Raw genomic sequence first — 16431 nt, 5'->3', positions numbered from 1 at the left:
GGCTCAGGGAACCACCTTCGTGAGGAGTGCCACCGCGTCGCGTGTCGTCCAGCTGAGCTCCGCGGAGAGCCGCTGCACGCCCACCCCGTCCGGGGTGTCGATGCCGATGCCGGCCTCGTGGCAGCCGGCTTCCCGCATCGCCTGCAGGCAGCGACCCATCAGGGCCAGGGAGATCTTGTGGCCGCGGTGCTCCGGGTGGACCCCGAAACGCTCGATCCAGCCCACAGGGGCCCCATCGTCGTCGGTGTCCGCCACGCCGCTCATGGCGTACCCCACCACCTGGCCATCGACGCTGGCCAGGAACGACCAGTCCGGGCGGAAGTCCGGATCGTGGAGACGCGCCGCCCACACGTCCGTGGTGACCTCATGGCCCATGCCGTTGAAGCACAGGTTGTGCAACTGCCGTACCCCTTCGGAGTGCATGGGGGTGAAGGCCTCCAGCTGCACGTCCTCGAGTGCCGGTGACGCGACGGGCCGGGTGAGGTCGCGGTGGAGATCGTAGTAGTAGCGCTCGATCGTGAAGCCGAGGCTGTGGGCCACGCGCTCGAGGCCGGGGCGCCCGAGTTCCGCGTAGCAGCCCAGCCACAGCGGCTGACCGGGCCGGAACTCGTCCCGCCACGCGGCGGCGTGAGTGACCTGCCAGTGCAGCAGCGCGGTGCCGATGTGCAGGTGCCGGTGGGTGGGGTGAACTCCGCCCATGAGGTACATGCGCAGCGGGTCCGTCTCGGCGATGTAGGCCACCGCGTAGGCCGAGAGGGACTGGTAGGCGTCGTAGCCGCCGACGGCGTGCGCCACCTGCAGGTTGCGCTGCGTGATCGATGCCGCCACGCCGGACAGCACCGAATCTTCCAAGGCGTCGAGCTGGCTGCGGAAGTGATCGAGATCGGCAGCGTCGTCCGGGCCGAGGAGTCGCCACGCGAGGTGCGGCTCCACATAGACGTCCATTCCCCGCGCTACCGCCAGATCCTGTGCTCGGGGGCGGGCTTGGGTGCGGCCTGGTCCCAGAGCCTGCGCCAACGCGGCGCGGACAGGGTGGTGCCCGAGCTGGCTCCGCCGCGGCGGCGCTGCACCGTCCACCACGACAGATCACCCTCGTGGACGAGCTCCTCGACGCGGGCCTGCACCTCGGCCGTGGCCTCGGCGAGGGAGCGTCCCCGGGTGTAGAGGGGGGCGCCGAAGCGGATGGAGACCTTCGGCCGGCTGCGGAGCGCCAGCTTCAGGATGTCCTGAAGCTTGAACGTGCCGACGATGCCGACCGGCACGATGGGCACGTTGTGCTGGTTGGCCAGTGCCGCGGGGACGGTTGAGAACTCGCCGACAAGGCGGCGCTTGACGGGCTCGTCGGCGAACACCACCACGTTGCGCCCGCCCGCGATCGCCCGAGACGGGGCGATCATCGTCGGCCGCACCCTTGACGGGAGGGCGAAGCGGAGCAGGTGGTAGTCCATCGCACCCTGCTCGTTGGCGGCGAACACGACTGGCGGCTGAAGGCCGGCGACGCTGTCGGCTGAGACCAGCTCGATGTCGAGGCGAAGGTTCAGCAGCCTCAGCATCAGGTGTCGCCCAGACAGGGCGGCGCGGAGGCTGAGCCTGTCGCGGGCCACGGGGGGCCGCGGGGGCGCGCCCGCGGGTGTGCCGGTGTGCAGCATCCCGGACGCGATCTGCCTCAGGTCACGGGGCCAGGTCAGCTTGGGCCGCTGGCGTCCGCGCCCGCTCTGCGCCCAGGACGGGAGCAGGCGGCTCATCGCACATCGCCCAGCGCGAGCCCGGGACTGCGCAGCACCGTGATGGAAGGGGCGCGTCCCACGGTGTTCGACGCGATCTCGAGGGCGTCAGCGTAGGTGGTCGCGCTGCGGTGCCCGAGGATCGCGGCGCTGCGCCGGTCCCCGCCCACCCAGATCACGTCGGAGAACCGCTCAGCCGCCCGGGCGGTAGCGTACCAGCGGTGGAACACGTGCAGCGGGTGCTCGGCGAACTGCTTGCGGTACAGGTCCAGGTACCACTCGTCGTCGATGGCGCGCGCCTCGTAGGTGGCGGCGATCTCGGCCGGGTCCGTGGTCTGCGGCAGCACCGTCGCGAAGAAGTCGGCGGCCGCGGACTGGCGCCGGTTCGAGAACCGCCTCCGCAGCGGATGGAACGCGATCAGCGCCCCTCCCTCGCGGGCGTAGGGGGTGCCCAGGTGGGTTCCCGCCCGGGTCACCAGGGCGTGGTGCGCCGCGCCGAGCGGGGAACCCACCGGGTCGCCCTCATCGAAGGAGGCGCCCCAGACCGATGTGACCAGGACATCCGCCTGCCCCTTCACCTCGACAGCGTTGGCCGCCTTCCACACCAGGCGTGAGTCCGCCATCACGCGCTGGTAGTCACCGCTGAGGACGTCGACGATGGCGTAATCGGCTCGCGGGTTGCCGTGTAGCAGTTGGGCGCCCTGTCGCGGCAGGGCCGCGACGATCTGGCGGGCGCTGGCCAGCGACAGCTTGTCGGCCAGGTTCCATTCCCATTCGCGGCGGGAGGCGAAGCGCAGTGACCGGCCCAGCAGGGGCTGCCCGAGCACCGCGACCACGGCGAAGGTGCGGATCTTCCCGTGCACCAGCGACTCGACGCCGGCGCAGTACCGATCCTCGCTCTGCGCCCCTGCGAGCCGGTTGATCGTCTCCACGTCCACCAGACCAGAGACGAACGGGCACCGCTCCCCCGAGTCCGCCCGGGCTGAGACCAGCACCACGAGGTCCGAGGAGGCGACCCGGCGATTGAACTTCACCGGGACCCCGTCCACGTCGCCGAGGTGCACCAGGTCCGGCGAGGTGACGTCGTGGCTGCTGACCAGCCCGTCCGGCAGGAAGGAGGTGGCCACGCGGTCGCCCAGCACCTCGGTGACGGCGGCCGCATTCCACTTCTGCTTGAGGCCCGTGGCGATCACCAGCTCCACGTCGTCGACCCCCACCCGGGCGGCCGTCTCGAGGACGCGCTCGACGAGGGTGCGGCGGACCTCGAACTCGGGGCGGGGCAGCGGGCTGTCGGAGTCCACCACGACGATGGTCAGGCGGGTGTCAGGCTTGAGCTGCGAGGCCAGCGGGTCGGCGCCGAGCGGAGCGGCCAGGGCCGAATCCACCAGCGCCACCGAGTCCGTGGAGGGCGCGGCGTCGGCGGGGTAGATCACCCTGGTGCCCAGCCCCAGGCGCTCCAGGCGCAGATCAGAGCCGGCCATGGTGAGCAGCGGCGGGGTCTGGTCGTCCACCTCGAGGACAAATCCGGGTCGAGACATCAGTCTTCCTTTCCGTTCACGACATCCTCCAGCGGGGCAGCGGAGACATGGCAGGCCACTCGACGATGGACCAGCCCTTGGCCTTTGCCGCTCGAATGAGGCCGATATCGGGGCTGACCGCCACCGGGTTGCCCACGGTGGTGAGCATGGGGAGGTCCACGTGGCTGTCTGCGTATCCGTAGCACTGCATGAGATCGATGTCGTGCAGCGACGCGTAGTGGGTGAGCCAGGCCGAGCGGGACTCGCCCACCATGGGCGGTCCGCTGAGGAACCCGGTGCAGCGGCCGTTCTCGTCAGTGGCCAGTTCGGCCGCCACGATGGTGTCGAACAGGCCCTCGAACGGGCGGGTGAGGGGCCGGATCACGCCGGTCATCAGGATGGTGGTGTGGCCGGCGTCGCGGTGCTCGCGGATGCGCCGGATGGCGTCCGGGGACATCCGGTCGAGGATGAGGGGCGCCAGCTTCTCGTCGACGAACTGCTCCAGCGCCGCCAGGTCCGCCCCGGCGTAGCGGCGGTAGATGGAACGCAGGAAGACGCCCCGGTCACGTCGCTCAGCGCCCAGGTAGACGGGCAGCTGGGCGGTGACCCGGGCCACCTCCAGCGCCCGTCTCATCGGGGAGAGCTCGGGCAGGCGCGCCCACAGATAGGTCTCGACGACGTTGGTGGCCATGACGGTGCCGTCCAGGTCGAAGGCCGCCACCACGGTGCCCGGCTCCGCCGGCTTCAGCTCCCTGAAGGTGGCCGATCGGGCCTGCCGGCGCTTCCGGGCCGCCTCGAGTCGGCGCACAGGGTCCGTGATGGCCGGGATGTGCACCTCCTCCATGTAGTGCGTCCAGGTGTAGGAGGCCGAGTCGAACCCGAAGATGTCCAAGTCCTGAGGGTGCAGGGAGTTGTGCAGCGCAAGGGCGGCGTCGTCGACGAAGTGCAGCTCGGACTGCAGGTACTCGCCGTACAGGGTGAGGTACTTGCTGAGGAAGTCCAGCTGCTTGGCGGACTTGTCCAGCTGGGTGGCCCAGGCCCGGGTTGACTTTCCGCGCGGCGCGAAGCTGAGCAGCTTGTTGGCCGCCGTCACGCCCTTGCCCGCGACCCACATGAACTTCTCGATGGGTTCGGCGCCGGGGAAGGTCCAGGTGGCCAGCGGCGTCGAGCCCTGGCCGAACGTGTAGGGGTGAGCCTCGAAGTAGCTGCGGACGTGCTCGTAGACCCCGCGGAAGGTGAGCGGGTTCCTGGCCCCGGAGCTGCCGTGGTAGTACTCCGGCCGGCCCACCTCTGGGGTGGTGGCGCAAACCGCGACGATGCCGTTGACGATGAAATCGCAGGGGATGATGTCGATGACCGCATCCGGGGAGGCCGGGAACTCAGGCAGCTGACCCCGGCCGTAGGCCAGGATCAACGGCTCCGCCATCTTGAACCCCTCGATCCAGCCCGGATAGGGGTGCTTCAGGGAGGACTCAACGATGGCGGGACGGTAGATGGAGATCCGGAAATCCTGCCCCAGGTCCGCCACCACCCGCTCCCCCAGCGCCTTGGCGAAGGTGTAGACGTCGGTCCAGCCCAGGGAACGGGCTCGCTCGGTGCCGGCCTGGACCAGCTCAGTCTTGACCCACTCCTGGCGGCGCCGCTCGGTGTCGCGGGAGGTGGTCAGGTAGCCGGCCTTCGCGTGGAGCGCCTCGGCCTCCCTGCGGAGCTTCGTCAGCTGCCCCGCCTCGCGGGAGCGGGCCTCGATGTGCTCCTTCATCGCCATCGCCGCGACAGTCTCAGCCTCGTAGTCCACGTCGTGGACGTGCGCTGCCTCGGGGATGGCGCCGCGCCGACGACCCGCGGTGTAGGCGGTGGAGACGTGCACGTAGTGGGGCACCTTGACCAGCGTGCCGTCTTCGTCCGAGCAGGCCTCGCGCAGCTTCGTCAGGAGGGCCTTGGTGCCGATGACGTTGGTCATGAAGGCCTGGTCGATGGGCGGATCGAAGGACACGTCGCCCGCGCAGTGCAGGAGCACGTCGAGGTCGCGCGGGAGGTCCGGCACGTTGGGCAGGTCACCCTCGATGACGGAGACCCGCTCTGCCATCAGCTTCTCGACGCCGCCGGCAGCCTCGACGATGGGCTTGAAGATCTTCTTGCCCAGGAGGCCGACGACGCGCTGCTCGGCCGTGACCGAGCCTTTCCGGCGCACCAGGACGGCGGTGGTGGTGTCCGGGCATTCGGTGAGCACCTTCCACAGGAGCTGCTCGCCGATGAACCCGGTGACGCCGGTCATCACGATCTTCTTGCCGGCGAGCAGGTCCGCGATCCGGCCGTTCAGCAGCGGCGGGACGTGCACGCGGGCCGAGTTGACCTCGCCGAACGTACTCGCGGGTGGCTTGGGCATCAGAGGTCTCCTTCGGCCACGGCGAGTGCCTCCTCGATGGTGAACCGGCCGAGGTAGAGGGCCGTGCCGATGATGGCGCCCTCGATCCCGCGGTCCACGAGGCCGCGCAGAGCCCGGAGGTTCTCCAGCGTGGCGATCCCGCCGGAGGCGATCACCTTCTGGCCGCTGCGCTGCGCGACGGCGGTGAGCAGTTCGATGTTGGGGCCGGTGAGCATGCCGTCGGAGTTGACGTCGGTGACGACGAACCGCTCACATCCGGCGGCGACGAGCCGGTCCAGAGTCTCGGGCCAGGGGCCCCCCTCTGTGGTCCAGCCGCGGGCGGCGAGGTTCTCGCCGCGCACGTCGAGGCCGATGGCGACCCGGTCCCCGTACTGGCCGATGATCCGCTCGCACCATTGGGGGTTCTCCAGGGCAGCGGTGCCGATGTTGACCCGCCTGGCGCCGGTGGACAGCGCCCGCTCAAGGGACTCGTCGTCGCGGATCCCGCCGGACAGCTCGACGTTCATCTCGAGGCTGCCGACGATGGAGCGCAGCAGCTCAGCGTTGCTGCCGCGGCCGAAGGCGGCGTCCAGGTCCACGAGGTGCAGCCATTCGGCTCCCCCGTGCTGCCATCTGAGGGCAGCGGCGAGCGGGTCGCCGAACTCCTTCTGTGACCCCGCGATCCCCTGCACGAGCTGGACGGCCTGGCCGTCCTGCACGTCGACGGCTGGCAACAGCTGCAACTTCTCCACGACGCCCAACCCTAGCTGAAACGGGGCTACCAGGACCCGAGCCAGTTCGCGATGAGCCGCGCACCGGCGGCCCCGGACTTCTCAGGATGGAACTGGGTGGAGCTCACCGGCCCCTGCTCGACGGCGGCCACGAACGTGGCGTCCTCGTGGCGGGAGAGCGTCACCAGCGCGTCCGGGGGCGGTGCGATCGCCGCGTAGCTGTGCACGAAGTAGAAGCGCTCCGCCGCCAACCCGTCGAAGAGCACGCTGCCCTCCGGCGGGGTCACGGTGTTCCAGCCCATGTGCGGCAGCCGGTGGGCGTCCAGTTCCACGACCCGTCCGTGGAACAGCCCAAGCCCTGGCGTGTCGACCCCGTGCTCGGTGCCGCCGTCGAACAGGACCTGGTGACCCACGCAGATGCCGAACAGTGGCCGTCCGGCCTCCACCCACCCGGAGATGAGCTCGACGCCCCCGGCGGCCCGCAGCCCCGCCATGCAGGCCGCGAAGGCGCCCACACCGGGCACGACGAGCGCGTCCTGGCGGCGCAGCTCTGACAGGTCCGAGGTCACGACGAGGTCCGCGCCCGCGTTGGCGAACGCGCGGGCGGCCGAATGCAGGTTGCCCGAGCCGTAGTCGAGCAGACCCACCCGGCGGCTCAGAGCGCGCCCTTGGTGCTGGGAATGCCCTGGACCCGAGGGTCCAGCTCCACGGCGTCGCGCAGGGCGCGGGCCAGGGCCTTGAACTGGGCCTCGACGATGTGGTGGGGGTCACGGCCGGACAGCAGCCGCAGGTGGACGCAGAGGCCTGCGTTGAGGGCCAGCGCCTCCACCACGTGGTAGGTCATGGAGCCGGCGTAGGGCACTCCCGAGCCGCCGATCTGTGCGTACACCTGTCCGTCCGGCTCTCCGGAGCACACCACGTACGGGCGGCCGGCCACGTCGACGACGCAGTCCGCCACCGCCTCGTCGAGGGGCACCACGGCGTGCCCGAAGCGACGGATGCCGGACTTGTCCCCCAGCGCCTGCTTCAGCGCCTGGCCGAGGCAGATGGCGGTGTCCTCGATGGTGTGGTGCCCGTCGATGTGCAGGTCTCCCGTGGCCTCGACGGTGAGGTCGATGAGGGAGTGCTTGGACAGGGCGGTCAGCATGTGGTCGTAGAACCCCACGCCGGTGCTGATGCTGGAGGCTCCTGTGCCGTCCAGGTCCACGGTGACCGTGATCCTCGATTCGCTGGTGGAGCGTTCGACGGTGGCGGTGCGGGTCACAGCGTGGTCCCTTCGATGGGTGGATTCAGGTCCTCCAGCGCGTCGCGGAGGATGGCCATCTCGGTCGGCGTGCCCGCCGAGACGCGTAGGAAGCCGGCGGGTCCGGTCTCGCGGATCAGGATGCCACGGTCCAGCAGGTCCTGCCAGACCCGGTGCCGGTCCGCGAACCGCCCGACGAGGGTGAAGTTGGCCTCGGAGTCGATCACCGCGTAGCCGCGGCCCCTCGCCCAGGCCTCGAAGCCGCGGGCCTCCGCGGCCAGCTGACGCACCTGGGCCAGTAGCTCGTCTGCGTGGGCCAGCGCCACCCTGGCCACCGCCTGCGTCTGCGCGCTCAGGTGGTAGGGCAGCCGGACGATCCGGCACGCGTCGACGATGGCCGACGCCGCAGCCAGGTACCCCACGCGCCCGCCGGCCAGGGCGAAGGCCTTCGACATGGTCCGCGACACCACCATCCGGGGATGCCTGTCCAGCAGCTCCAGCGCCGACGGCTTGGCCGAGAACTCCTGGTAGGCCTCGTCGATCACCACGATGGCCTCGGTGCCCGAGCAGATCTCGTCGATCACCTCCACCGGCACCACGGTGCCGGTGGGGTTGTTGGGGGTGGCGATGATCACGACGGTGGGCTCCGTCTCGCGGATCGCGTCGAGGACGAGGTCCGCGGTGAGCGTGAAGTCCGGGTGCCGGGGCACGGTGACGTACTCGGTGCAGGTGTTGCGGGCGTACTCGGGGTACATCGAATAGGTGGGGGTGAACGCCAGCACGCGGCGCCCCGGTCCACCGAAGGCGGTGAGCAGGTGCGCCATGATCTCGTTGGACCCGTTGGCGGCCCAGATCCGCTCCGCCGTCAACCCGTGCCCGAGGTAGGCCGCGAGGTCCTCGCGCAGCGCGAGCGCCTCACGGTCCGGGTACCGGTTGAGGGTGCCGGCCGCGGTGACGATGGCCGCGGCCATCTCGTGGCGGATCAGCGGGGAGGGCGGGTACGGGTTCTCGTTGACGTTGAGCACCACGGGGACGTCCAGCTGCGGGGCACCGTAAGGCTCCTGGCCCACCAGGTCCGCCCGCAATGGCAGATCCTCCAGCGTGATCACTGCGGCCTCCGCACGGTGATGGCGTTGGCGTGCCCGGGCAGGTCCTCGGCCAGCGCGAAGCGCTCCACCCCGTCGGCGATGGCCAGCAGCGCCTCGGCCGTGTAGCCGATGACGTGGACCGTCTTGATGAACGACCGCACGGTCAGCCCCGACGAGTGGCAGGCGCAGCCCGCAGTCGGCAGCACGTGGGTGGAGCCAGCCGAGTAGTCGCCCAGCGACACCGGCGCGTAGTCGCCGACGAAGATCGCGCCCGCGTTGCGGATCCTGTTGGCCACGGCCTCCGCGTTCTCGGTCTGGATCTCGAGGTGCTCGGCGGCGTAGGCGTCCGCCACGGCGACGGCCTGATCGATGTCGCGGACCATCACGACGGCCGACTGCTGGCCGCCGAGAGCGGTGCGGACCCGCTCCACGTGCCTGGTGGCGGCCACCTGTACCGCCAGCTCCTCCTGCACCCGCTGCGCAAGCTCCGCCGAGTCCGTGATGAGGACCGACGCCGCGATGGGGTCGTGCTCGGCCTGCGAGATGAGGTCCGCGGCCACGAACGCCGGGGTGGCGGTGTGGTCGGCGATGATGGCGATCTCGGTGGGGCCGGCCTCGGAGTCGATGCCCACGAGCCCGCGCACCAGGCGCTTGGCGGCCACCACGTAGATGTTGCCGGGGCCGGTGATGAGGGAGACGGGCTCGCAGAGCCCGGGGACGCCGTGCGCGAACATGGCGATGGCCTGCGCCCCGCCCACGGCGTAGACCTCCTCCACGCCGAGGATGTGACACAGGGCGAGGATGTTGGGGTGCGGGAGGCCGCCGAAGTCCTTCTGCGGCGGGGAGGCCACCGCGATCGACGGGACGCCCGCCACCTGGGCCGGCACCACGTTCATGATGACGCTGGAGGACAGGGGCGCGAGACCTCCGGGCACGTAGAGCCCCACCCGATCGACGGGGATGTTGCGCAACCCCACCCGGGCGCCCGCGGCCAGCAGCGCAGGGGCCGGGTTGCCGTCGAGTTCCAGCGCCTCGGCCACGTGGCGGCGGCGCCGGATGGCCTCGGCGAACGCGGCGGCCAGCTCCGGGTCCAGCTCCTCGGCCGCCCTGGCCAGCGCCTCCGCCGGCACCCTGAGGTGGGTGGGGTCCACCCCGTCGAAGCGCTGGGAGAACTCGCGCAGCGCGTCCTCACCGCGATGGGCCACGGCCTCGACGATGGGCGCCACGACGGAGACCGCGGCCTCCACGTCGAATTGGCCACGCGGAAGGTGGTCACGGTAGGCGTCGTTGACGCCGGTCAGGTCAAGAACTCGCAGCACGCTGCCCAAGTCTAGACCGTGCCGACGGGCTCCTCCGTGGGCCGGTCCACGCGGGGCTCCGGCCAGAAGGCGGCCATCAGCATGATGGGCGTGATAGCCGCGAAGGGCGCCACCAGCAGCGCCGACATCGACCGCAACGCCAGGTCCACGCGTACCACGTCGCCGGCCTGGGCGGCGGCGAGCCGGTCAACGAAACCGGATTCGCCCACGAGCAGCCCTGTCTGCCACGCCGTGAGGGCTGCCGCCAGCGCCGCGATCAGCGGGACAGCGATCACCACCCAGCCCTTGGGGTGCAGAATCACCCAGCCGACGGCCCCCAGGACAAGCCCGACAACGCCGGTGAGCACCGTGAACGTGACGTCCGCAGCCACCATCGCCGTCTGGCTGCGCTCGTTGATCGAGGCCGTCATGTCGTTGTTGATGGTGAAGGCGGGCAGCGGGGACAGCGAGGACCACAGCAGGCCTGCGATCACGCCCAGCGCCACCGCCGCGGCGAGGTAGGCCGCGACGCGCCAGGCGGTGCTGTCCCACAGCTCCGACAACCTGCCCCGGCGGGAGATGACCAGCACATCCTCGGCCATCAGTCCTGCCTTCCGACGCCGACGCAGCTGGGCCCGAGGACCGCCTTCAGGTCCGCGAACAGCGCCGAGGTGAGCTCCACCCGGAAACCGTCGCCCAACCTGAAGGTTTTGACCTGGTCTCCGGTGCGCAGCTGCAGGTGCACCTCCGCGGCCCCCGGGTACTGGGCGAGGATCTCCTTGATCCGGGCCACCACGCCGGGGGTGCAGCGCACGGCCGGGAGCGTCAGGGCCAGCGGCCCGACGTTGCCCTCCGCGCTGACGTGGGGCGAGACGAGGTGCTGGGCGCGCATCCGGCCGCGGTCCTCGCCGGATTCCACCGTGCCCTCCACCGCGACAATCGTGTCCGGCGCGAGGTGGGCGGCCACCTGGTCGTAGACGCGGGGGAAGACCGTCACCTCGATGGAGCTGGTCAGATCCTCCAGCACCACCTGCGCCCAGATGTTGCCGGCCTTGTTCACCCGACGGTTCACCGAGGTGATGAGCCCGCACAGCTTGGTCTGCCCGCGGAAGCCCTCACCTGCGGCCGCCGAAGCGATGGGGCGGTCACTGTTGGCCTGCAGCACGTGTTCGAGGCCGTTGAGGGGGTGGTCCGAGACGTAGAGGCCCAGCATCTCCCGTTCGAAGGCGAGCCTGGTGCGACGGTCCCACTCGTCGACCTGCGGCACCTGGGCGTGCAGGGCGGGGCCGGACGAATCGTCGGGGAGGCTCAGGCCGAAGTCGAATCCGTCCTGGCCGTTCTCGGCGTTGCGTTTGACGTCGATGATGGAGTCGACGGCGGTCTCGAAGATGCCCATCAGCGCGCGCCGCGCGTGGCCGAGCTCGTCAAAGGCCCCCGCCTTGATCAGCGACTCGATGGTGCGCTTGTTGCACATCAGCAGCGGGGACTTGTCCAGGAAGTCGTGGAAGTCCGTGGCCGGGCCCTTCCGCTGGCGCTCGACGATCCAGGCGCTGACCACCTTGTCGCCCACGTTGCGGACCGCGCCGAGGCCGAACCGGATGTGGTCACCCACGGGGGTGAACGCGGACTCGGAGGAGTTGACGTCCGGCGGCAGGACCTGGATGCCCATCCGGCGGCACTCGGCGAGGTAGAGGCCGGACTTGTCCTTGTCGTCGCGGACGGACTGCAGCAGGGCGGCCATGTACTCGACGGGGTGGTTGGCCTTCAGCCACGCCGTCCAGTAGGAGACCAGGCCGTAGGCGGCGGAGTGTGCCTTGTTGAACGCGTAGTCCGAGAACGGCAGCAGGATGTCCCACACGGTGCGGACCGCGTCCTGCGAGTAGCCCCGCTCCTGCATCCCGCCGGAGAAGATCTCGTACTGGGCGTCCAGTTCGGACTTCTTCTTCTTGCCCATGGCGCGGCGCAGCATGTCCGCGCTGCCGAGCGAGTATCCGGCCAGCTGCTGGGCGATGGCCATCACCTGCTCCTGATACACGATCAGGCCGTAGGTCTCCCCCAGGATGGGCTCCAGCGCCTCGGCGAGCTCCGGATGGATGGGCTCCACCGGCTCGCGGCCGGTCTTGCGACGCGCGTACTTGTTGTGCGAGTCGGCGCCCATGGGGCCGGGTCGGTACAGGGCGCCCACGGCGGAGATGTCCTCGAAGCAGTCCGGCTGCATCTGGCGCAGCAGGGCCCGCATGGGTCCGCCGTCGAGCTGGAACACCCCCAGCGTGTCTCCGGCCTGGAGCAGCGCGTAGGTGGCCGGGTCGTCGAGGGTGAGGGTGTCGAGGTCCACGTCGATGCCCTTGTTGAGCTTGACGTTGCGCACCGCGTCGTCGAGCACCGTGAGGTTGCGCAGGCCCAGGAAGTCCATCTTGATCAGCCCGAGGGACTCGCAGCCGGGGTAGTCGAACTGGGTGATGATGGCCCCGTCGGCCTCCCGCTTCATGAGCGGGATGATGTCGATCAGCGGGGAGGCGGACATGATGACACCGGCGGCGTGCACGCCCCACTGGCGTTTCAGCCCTTCCAGCCCCATGGCTGTGTCCACGACGGTGCGCACGTCCGGGGAGCCCTGGTACAGCTCGCGGAACTCGCTGCCCTCGTTGTAGCGCTTGTGGTTCTCGTTGAACAGGTCCGCCAGCGGGACCCCCTTGCCCATCACGTCGGCGGGCATGGCCTTGGTGATCTGCTCGCCGATGGCGAAGGGCATGTCCAGCACGCGCGCGGCGTCCTTGACGGCGGCCTTGGCCTTGATGGAGCCGTAGGTGACGATCTGCGCCACCTTGTCCGAGCCGTACTTCTCGGTGACGTAGGCGATCACCTCGCCGCGGCGGCGGTCGTCGAAGTCGATGTCGAAGTCCGGCATGGAGACGCGCTCGGGGTTGAGGAAGCGCTCGAACAGAAGACCGTGCTCGATGGGGTCCAGGTCTGTGATGCGCATCGCGTAGGCGACCATGGAGCCTGCGCCCGAGCCTCGGCCGGGGCCGACACGCACCCCGTTCTTCTTCGCCCAGTTGATGAAGTCCGCCACCACCAGGAAGTAGCCGGTGAAGCCCATCTGCGTGATGATGCCCATCTCGAAGTGCGCCCGGTCCGCGACCTCGGCGGACACTCCCCCGGGATAGCGCGCGGCGAGCCCGCGCTGGACCTCCTTGAGGAACCAGGTGTCCTCGGTCTCCCCCTCGGGGCAGGGGAACTTCGGCATGTAGGTGCCGGAGCCCTCGTCGAAGGTGGTCTCGATGCGTTCGGCGATGGCCAGCGTGTTGTCGCATGCCTCGGGCAGTTCGTGGAAGAGGGCGCGCATCTCCGCGGGCGACTTCATGTAGTAGCCGTTGCCGTCGAACTTGAACCTGTCCGTCTGCGCCTTGCGGGAGCCCGCGGAGACGCACAGCAGCGTGTCGTGGGCGTCGGCGTCGTCGGCGTGGACGTAGTGGGAGTCGTTGGTGGCCACCAGCGGCAGCCGCAGGTCCTTGGCGAGCCTGAGCAGGTCGTGCCGGACCCGGGTCTCGATCTCCAGCCCGTGATCCATCAGCTCGACGAAGAAGTTGCCCTCGCCGAAGATGTCGCGGAACTCGGCGGCGGTGGCGAGCGCGTTGTCGTACTGGCCGAGCCGCAGGAACGTCTGCACCTCCCCTGAGGGGCAGCCGGTGGTGCCGATGAGGCCCTTCCCGTACAGGTTGAGCAGTTCCCGGTCCGCGCGCGGCTTGTAGAAGAAGCCCTCCAGCGAGCTGCGTGTGCTGAGCCGGAAGAGGTTGTGCATGCCCTCCTGGTTGGAGGCCCACATCGTCATATGGGTGTAGGCGCCCTTGGAGGCCACGTCGTCGCCGGTGCCGTCCCCGAACTGGACCCGCTTGCGCTCGGAGCGGTGGGTGCGGGGAGTGAGGTAGGCCTCGAGCCCGATGATGGGCTTGACGGCGAATTCCTTCGAAGCCTTGTAGAACTCGTAGGCGCCGAACAGATTGCCGTGGTCCGTGATGGCCAGCGCCGTCATGCCGAGCTTCTCGGCCTGCTTGAACATGTCCTTGACGCGGGCGGCGCCGTCGAGCATGGAGAACTCGGAGTGGTTGTGGAGGTGAACGAAGGTATCGGCCATCTGTCATCTCCTCCATCCGTCAGCGGGCGACGGGACCCCACCATACTCGCCCCTGGCCGCGCCGGCCCTGTGGCGCGGCCGGTGGGTCACGCCACCGCCCCCAGCACCTGCACGGCGACGATCTTGGCGATGATCCCCAACGCGAACAGGGCGGCGTAGCCCGCGTCGACACGCCCGTCGCTGACCCGTGAGGTGGCGAACGACAGGATGGCCGGCTGGCCGATGTAACCCGCGAAGCCCCCGGCGGCGCGGGGGGCGCTGAGCCCCAGGAACCTGGCGCCCGCGAGGAAGACGACGGCGGAGAACGCGACGATGATGGCCGCCAGGAGCCCGGCCCGGAGCCCGGTGGCGGTGAGCGCCTGGTCGGCGAACAGCGGCCCCGAGGCCAGGCCGACGCTGGCGAGGAACAGCAGCAGGCCCAGTTGCCGGATGGTGAGGTTGACGGTGAGCGGCATGGCCCAGATCAGCGGGCCGGTGCGGTGGGTGGCGCCCAGCACCATGCCCACCAGGAGAGGGCCGGCCGCGGAGCCGAGGGAGAACACGGCCTCTCCGGGCATGGGGACCGCGATCGCGCCGATCAGCAGGCCGGCCACCAGCCCCAGGCCGAGCGCGAGGGCATCCACCTCTGCGACTCGTCGCTCGGAGTCCCCCAGGAACGTCGACAGGTCGTCCAACTCCTCCTGGGGTGCCACCGCCAGGACCCGGTCGCCGAGCTGCAGGACGAGGTCGTCACGGGCGAGGAGATCCGAGTCGCCGCGGCGCACCCGGGTGATCACCGCCCCGAAGCGCCCCGGGAGGTTGAGCTGCGCCACGGTACGCCCCGCCACCGACGGCGAGGACACCACGAACCGGGTGAAGTCCACGAAGGCGCGGTCGTCGGTCAGCTCCCGGGACAGCCGGTGCCCGAGGTAGGCGATCGCTTCCTCAACGGCGGCCGGTGCGCCCACCACGAGCACCTCGTCCCCGGCCTGCAGGTCCTCACCGGGGGCCAGGACCCGGGTGCGGGCGTCGCGGACGAGGTAGCTCATCTTGATGCTCTCGTCCGCCCAGCCGGGCACGCCCCGCTGGGAGGTGGGCCTCTTGACGTGCACGGATTCGGCCACGATGGCGTCGGCCGAGGCGGGCGCCGGGTCGTTCCGGCCGGGCCACTTCCGTCCCACCACGAGCGCCACGACGACGATGGCCAGGATCACGCCCACCGGGTAGCCGAGGGCGTAGCCGACGGCGGCGTCGGGGCTGCCGGTGGCTGCGGTGGCGGCGGCGAGTGCCGGAGTCGAGGTGAGCGCGCCCGCGATGAGCCCGGCCACCATGCCGGTGCCGAGGCCCAGCCAGGAGCCGATCATCGAGGCTAGGGCCGTCACGGCGGCAATGGCCGCCACCGCGAGGATCATCAGCGGGAGTTGGCGCCGGAGGTCTGAGAAGAAGGTCTCCCCCGCCGCGATGCCCACGGTGTAGACGAACAGGGCGAGCCCGAGTGTGGAGATCAGGGCCAGTCCGTCGCCGAGCGCGGGGTCCAGCGCGCCCACGGCGAGGCCGACGAACAAGGCCCCCGCGGCGCCGAGCTTGAGGGGCCCGAAGGGAATCATGCCGAACGCGGCGCCCAACGCCACGACCAGCATGATGGTCAGCAGGGGCGACGACGCGAGCAGGCCCAGCACGGTGACTCCTCCCCCGCCCGTTCACTCGTCCGGGCAGTCAGCAGGCTAGCGCTTCACGAAACGCGGGCGGCTCAGGGCTCGTTCAACCAGGTGAGGTGCGAGCCGTCCTCCACGATGTGGTGGACCAGCTCCGCGTTGAACTCAGCGCCGTACTCGGCCGTGATGTGTGCCTGGAAGGCGTCGTCGTCGCGGTACTGCTCGAAGACGAACCATCGTCGCGGGTGGTCCTCCCGGGTGAACGGGAGGAACACCACGTTGCCGGGCTCCTGGCGGACCTTCGCGGTGAGGCCGGCCATCAGCTCGGCGACCCGATCCTCGTGTCCGGGCAGCGCGGTGAACTCGGCGAACAGTGTCTTCATCTGCCGAGCCTATCCCTGTGGGACCCTCCCGGTGCGAGACAGCCCCATCGGCCTGACGCAGGACACCAATGGTCGTCTCCGCTGGCTTGTCGGGGGTTCAGGTCCAAAGGGTCCCGCTCCCGAGCGCAAGGGTGGGGGACGGCAGGGCGGCACTGCGCAGCGGTGCCCAACCCGACGATCACCCAGCTGGCATCCCGCCCAAGCAGCCCCGACCCCAACGCCGCCCTGCCGGCCCACACCCGGGACAAGACAACGCCACAGGAGGAACGAGTGCGGGGAGACGGGAGACGAGGGCCGGGCGGCCTCAACAACC

The 16431-nt window shown here is 70.2% G+C and carries 13 protein-coding genes; all 13 read right to left on the bottom strand.

Translation table 11 applies throughout. From position 1 onward, the window contains the following. Positions 1-3 precede the first annotated feature (3 nt). A complete protein-coding gene (locus H5398_RS09965; protein WP_182799898.1) occupies positions 4-945 on the bottom strand; it encodes a GNAT family N-acetyltransferase in 942 nt (313 codons plus the stop codon). An 8-nt stretch (positions 946-953) separates the two neighbouring features. Next, the gene (locus tag H5398_RS09960) at positions 954-1745 is read right to left on the bottom strand and encodes a 1-acyl-sn-glycerol-3-phosphate acyltransferase (RefSeq protein WP_182782675.1); all 792 of its coding nucleotides are present in this window, start codon (positions 1743-1745) and stop codon (positions 954-956) included. Then, a complete protein-coding gene (locus H5398_RS09955; RefSeq protein WP_182799897.1) occupies positions 1742-3262 on the bottom strand; it encodes a lactate racemase domain-containing protein in 1521 nt (506 codons plus the stop codon). Before H5398_RS09955 ends, H5398_RS09960 begins: the two co-directional genes overlap by 4 nt. Before the next feature lie 16 nt (positions 3263-3278). Next, positions 3279-5627: an HAD-IB family hydrolase gene (locus H5398_RS09950; protein WP_182799896.1), complete on the bottom strand. Its 2349-nt coding sequence runs from the start codon at positions 5625-5627 to the stop codon at positions 3279-3281. After that, positions 5627-6358, bottom strand: a complete 732-nt coding sequence (priA, locus tag H5398_RS09945) for a bifunctional 1-(5-phosphoribosyl)-5-((5-phosphoribosylamino)methylideneamino)imidazole-4-carboxamide isomerase/phosphoribosylanthranilate isomerase PriA (RefSeq protein WP_182782672.1) — start codon at positions 6356-6358, stop codon at positions 5627-5629. The genes H5398_RS09950 and priA overlap by 1 nt, the downstream gene beginning before the upstream one ends. 26 nt (positions 6359-6384) lie before the next feature. Beyond that, a complete protein-coding gene (gene hisH / locus H5398_RS09940) occupies positions 6385-6984 on the bottom strand; it encodes an imidazole glycerol phosphate synthase subunit HisH (protein ID WP_182782671.1) in 600 nt (199 codons plus the stop codon). Positions 6985-6992: 8 nt separating this feature from the next. Further along, positions 6993-7601: an imidazoleglycerol-phosphate dehydratase HisB gene (gene hisB, locus H5398_RS09935; protein WP_182782670.1), complete on the bottom strand. Its 609-nt coding sequence runs from the start codon at positions 7599-7601 to the stop codon at positions 6993-6995. Beyond that, on the bottom strand, positions 7598-8689 hold the full coding sequence (locus H5398_RS09930) for a histidinol-phosphate transaminase (RefSeq protein ID WP_182799895.1): 1092 nt from the start codon (positions 8687-8689) through the stop codon (positions 7598-7600). The genes hisB and H5398_RS09930 overlap by 4 nt, the downstream gene beginning before the upstream one ends. Then, entirely contained in the window at positions 8686-9987 is a 1302-nt protein-coding gene (gene hisD / locus H5398_RS09925) for a histidinol dehydrogenase (protein WP_182799894.1), read from the bottom strand. The genes H5398_RS09930 and hisD overlap by 4 nt, the downstream gene beginning before the upstream one ends. Positions 9988-9998: 11 nt before the next feature. Next, complete coding sequence (locus tag H5398_RS09920; RefSeq protein WP_182782667.1) at positions 9999-10568, bottom strand: hypothetical protein; 570 nt, start codon at positions 10566-10568, stop codon at positions 9999-10001. Beyond that, complete coding sequence (gene dnaE / locus H5398_RS09915; protein WP_182799893.1) at positions 10568-14101, bottom strand: DNA polymerase III subunit alpha; 3534 nt, start codon at positions 14099-14101, stop codon at positions 10568-10570. The genes H5398_RS09920 and dnaE overlap by 1 nt, the downstream gene beginning before the upstream one ends. 86 nt (positions 14102-14187) lie before the next feature. Further along, positions 14188-15720, bottom strand: coding sequence for an aspartate:alanine exchanger family transporter (locus H5398_RS09910; RefSeq protein WP_182799992.1), 1533 nt, complete (start codon positions 15718-15720; stop codon positions 14188-14190). 110 nt (positions 15721-15830) lie between these two features. Beyond that, on the bottom strand, positions 15831-16118 hold the full coding sequence (locus H5398_RS09905) for a putative quinol monooxygenase (protein WP_182799892.1): 288 nt from the start codon (positions 16116-16118) through the stop codon (positions 15831-15833). Positions 16119-16431: the final 313 nt, after the last annotated feature.

This window comes from Tessaracoccus sp. MC1679, assembly GCF_014164775.1.
In the GTDB taxonomy this organism is placed as follows: Bacteria; Actinomycetota; Actinomycetes; order Propionibacteriales; family Propionibacteriaceae; genus Arachnia.
The sequence above is the reverse complement of the archived record's forward strand: the minus strand, read 5'-3'. Positions and strand labels throughout refer to the sequence as shown.

Excerpts from the sequence above, each read along its gene's own strand:
- H5398_RS09910 (WP_182799992.1), bottom strand. The coding sequence starts at position 15,720 with ATGCTGGTCGTGGCGTTGGGCGCCGCGTTCGGCATGATTCCCTTCGGG.
- H5398_RS09920 (WP_182782667.1), bottom strand. The coding sequence starts at position 10,568 with ATGGCCGAGGATGTGCTGGTCATCTCCCGCCGGGGCAGGTTGTCGGAG.
- dnaE (WP_182799893.1), bottom strand. The coding sequence starts at position 14,101 with ATGGCCGATACCTTCGTTCACCTCCACAACCACTCCGAGTTCTCCATG.
- H5398_RS09960 (WP_182782675.1), bottom strand. The coding sequence starts at position 1,745 with ATGAGCCGCCTGCTCCCGTCCTGGGCGCAGAGCGGGCGCGGACGCCAG.
- H5398_RS09950 (WP_182799896.1), bottom strand. The coding sequence starts at position 5,627 with ATGCCCAAGCCACCCGCGAGTACGTTCGGCGAGGTCAACTCGGCCCGC.
- H5398_RS09955 (WP_182799897.1), bottom strand. The coding sequence starts at position 3,262 with ATGTCTCGACCCGGATTTGTCCTCGAGGTGGACGACCAGACCCCGCCG.
- H5398_RS09965 (WP_182799898.1), bottom strand. The coding sequence starts at position 945 with ATGGACGTCTATGTGGAGCCGCACCTCGCGTGGCGACTCCTCGGCCCG.
- H5398_RS09905 (WP_182799892.1), bottom strand. The coding sequence starts at position 16,118 with ATGAAGACACTGTTCGCCGAGTTCACCGCGCTGCCCGGACACGAGGAT.